Consider the following 3,604-nt stretch of genomic DNA (forward strand, 5'->3'; position numbering starts at 1 on the left):
ATCTTCCCAACATTTCCCTTTTTGCCTCAATATCAATATATCTTCCGCCTGTAATTGGCTCCGCATACAAATCTTTTACACCCGAAGTACCTTCGAGTGCTTTTTTAATTTTTTGAGATAAAGCATTAATGGTATCTAAACTTTCGCCATAAACTTTAATTCCAACATCAGTTCGAATACCGGTTGAAAGCATGTTTATTCTATTAATTATAGGCTGTGTAAAACCGTTGGTCACTCCCGGAATTTGTAGTTTGTTATTTATTTCGGTAATGATGTCATTCTTTGTTTTATCCTCTCTCCATTCCTTTTGAGGTTTTAATAAAATGATGGTTTCAATCATACTAATAGGGCTATTATCAGTAGCAGTATTGGCTCTACCGGCTTTTCCTAAAACATGATCAACTTCGGGAATTGATTTTATTAGTTTGTCCTGAACCTGCAATATTCTTTTTACCTCAGAGTTAGAAACATCGGGTAAAGTAACCGGCATGAAAAGTACTGAACCTTCATCTAAAGGAGGCATAAATTCAGAGCCTAAGCGAGTAAACATTACAATGCCAATTATTAAAGCGACTATGTTAAATCCTAACACTGTTTTTCTCCATTTCAAGCAAAAAACCAAAATAGGAGTGTATACACTTTCCAGTTTTTTATTGATTGGGTTTTTATTCTCTGGACGAAGTTTACCTTTTAATAAAAAGCTTATAAGGACCGGCGTAAGGGTGATGGCTAAAAAAGCATCAACAATTAAAATGAATGATTTTGTCCAAGCCAATGGGCTAAATAACTTTCCTTCCATACCTGTAAGTAAAAAAACAGGCAGAAAAGAAGCAATTACGATTAGTGTTGAGTAAAAAACACCCGGACCCACTAATTTTGATGAATTCTCAATTAGTTGTAGTTTCTCGTCAGAGGATAAAGGGTCATGCTCCTTTTTAAATAAATTTTTAATTTTTTCTATCATAATACCAGCTTATTTGTTATCATCCATTTCTTCCTGCTTCTCCGAGATTGTCCTGTAAGCGTTTTCTACCATTACAATACCATCATCGACTACAACACCAATAGCGAGTGCAATACCGGTTAGTGACATAATATTAGAAGAAATTCCAAATGCTTCAAGCAATATGAAGCCAATTGCTACCGATATAGGAAGTTGAATCAAGATTATAAGCGCACTTCTCCAATGGAATAAAAAGATTAAAATGACTAGTGAAACAGCTATCATTTCTTCTATAAGTGTTCCTTTGACAGATTCAATAGCTTTTTCGATTAACTCGCTTCTGTCATAGGAAGTTTTAAATTTCACTCCTTCGGGCAATCCTTTTTCAACTTCTTTCATCTTTGTTTTGACAGCTTTGATGACTTTATCAGCATTTTCGCCGTAACGCATTACCACTATACCGCCTACGACTTCCCCAGTTCCGTTTTGGTCAAAAATTCCAAGGCGTAAATCTCCACCCATTTGTACTGAACCTATGTCTTTTACCTTCACAGGGATAGAATTGTAATTTTTAATCGAAATATCCTCGACATCTTTACTGTTCTTTATGTAGCCTAAACCTCTAATGATATAAGACATATTACTCATTTCAAACTTTCGGCCGCCTACATCATTGTTATTAGCCTTAACAGCATTCATTACTTCCATCATACTGACATTATAATACTGCATTTTTAGTGGATCTAAAACCAATTGATATTGCTTTTCAAAACCTCCGAATGAAGCAACTTCTGCTACACCGGGAACAGTTTGCAGTGCAAATTTCACATACCAATCCTGTAAGGCACGTTGTTCCCCAAGATCCATTCCGTTAGCTTCCAAATGATACCAAAAAATATGGCCAACACCTGTACCATCTGGTCCTAAGGTTGGAACAACATTTTGTGGAAGTAAACGTTGGGCATAATTTAATCGTTCCAACACACGGGTTCTTGCCCAGTAGGTATCTACATTGTCTTCAAAAATGATATAGACAAAGCTCATCCCAAACATGGAGGCTCCCCGTATATTTTTAACTTTTGGTATCCCTTGAAGATTAGAAACCAAAGGATAAGTTACTTGCGCTTCGATTACCTGTGGGCTTCTACCCATCCACTCGGTAAATACAATCACTTGATTTTCGGATAAATCAGGAATTGCATCGATAGGGTTTTGTCTTACGCTGTAGATTCCCCACACAAATAATCCTGCAGAGACCAGTAGCACAATTGCTCTGTTTTTTAGTGAGAATGTTATTAGTTTTTCTACCATATTTCCTTATTTTTCAGATAAACTGTTTTGTTTTATTGAATTAATCCAGGTTATTAATTCCTGTTTTTGGACTTCATTAATTATTGCATCGCGATGTAATAGGGTATATGAAGTTAATGGCATTTCATCCGATTTAATTTGTTTACCGATGGCTTCTAGTTTACTTTGCTGCTTTCGATTTGAATAACTGCCAAACTCATTAAAGTTTAACTCTTTTTTCCCATCTGTTATATGTTTTTCTACAAACATTCGAACAGGCTGAAGGTAATCATACCACAAATAGTCAGTGTTATTGCTGTGACAATCGTAACAAGATGTCTTTATAAGTTTTGAAATATTACTTGGTGCATTGGTTGTAATAATAAAATCATTTGTATAATCCTGGTCGGGATTTTGATTCAGGGCAGGTTGATAAAATTGTATTGCAACCACTACCAAAAAAAGTAAAATACCTACTTTCTTTAAACTATTTTTCATTTTATAACGTCTTTTTCAAACTGCCACATGTTAGCATCTTAGAGCCGTAGAAAGGATTTTTTATTTCTTTGGTTTCGCTTATCCAAATAGCACCTTTACCATCATCTGCCATAGGACAATAGTCCTGGTATAGTTGCATTTTTGAACCAAACATTTTAATTAAATCGTTAATGTCTTTGCTTAACAAAATAAAATGTTCTCTTTGGTGGTCTAGTTTACCGGCATTTTCAGCTATATGCTCAGCTTGTTCTTTAGCATCTTCAGCAATGTCTATGTAAGCTTTTTTCTGATTAGCATTTAGTGTTTTTGTATCAAGTCTGTTAAATGAAGCTAATAGTATTTTCCCTTTTTCGGCAGCACCTTTAGAATCATCGCTTACCAGTTTGTTTTTTAGGTTTATATAACTAATAATAATATCATTAACATAATCTGATGTAGCCACCGGAGAATCAGTGTCAAGGACTCCGACTTTTTCCGATGGATTATTCTGACTTGGTTCTTGGGTATTTTTATCAGGTTTAGATTGAGCGACAGGTTCTGTTAATTCCATACCACACTTGGAGCATTTTTCTCCTTTTTTTCCTGTTACTTCCGGATGCATTGGACAGGCGAATAATTCATTAGAACTTTCTTTGTTCTCTGTTGAGTTGGTTTCTGTTTCTTTAGCCTTGTTGTTACATGATACTATTGTTATCGCTAAAAAAGCTGTTAAAAAAAGTGTTTTCATAATATATTATTTTTAGTAATTAATTTTTTCTGCTTTATAGTAAGAATAAGTGCCTATTGATGTATTGATATAGTCTACTTCCTGAACGTTTTTGAATCCTGCATCAGTAATGTATTTTATCATTAATCCATTTACATTATCAGTAG

At 34.6% G+C, this 3,604-nt stretch carries 2 protein-coding genes and 1 pseudogene; all 3 read right to left on the minus strand.

From position 1 onward, the window contains the following. A pseudogene (locus tag C0512_RS16040) lies at window positions 1–2,254 on the minus strand (efflux RND transporter permease subunit); the annotation flags it as partial. 6 nt (window positions 2,255–2,260) lie between these two features. After that, complete coding sequence (locus C0512_RS14780) at window positions 2,261–2,731, minus strand: heme-binding domain-containing protein (RefSeq protein ID WP_264542857.1); 471 nt, start codon at window positions 2,729–2,731, stop codon at window positions 2,261–2,263. 1 nt (window position 2,732) lies between these two features. After that, window positions 2,733–3,458, minus strand: coding sequence for a DUF3347 domain-containing protein (locus tag C0512_RS14785; protein ID WP_367161156.1), 726 nt, complete (start codon window positions 3,456–3,458; stop codon window positions 2,733–2,735). Window positions 3,459–3,604: the final 146 nt, after the last annotated feature.

This window comes from Flavobacterium sp., from assembly GCF_013822155.1.
Classification (GTDB): Bacteria; Bacteroidota; Bacteroidia; order Flavobacteriales; family Flavobacteriaceae; genus Flavobacterium.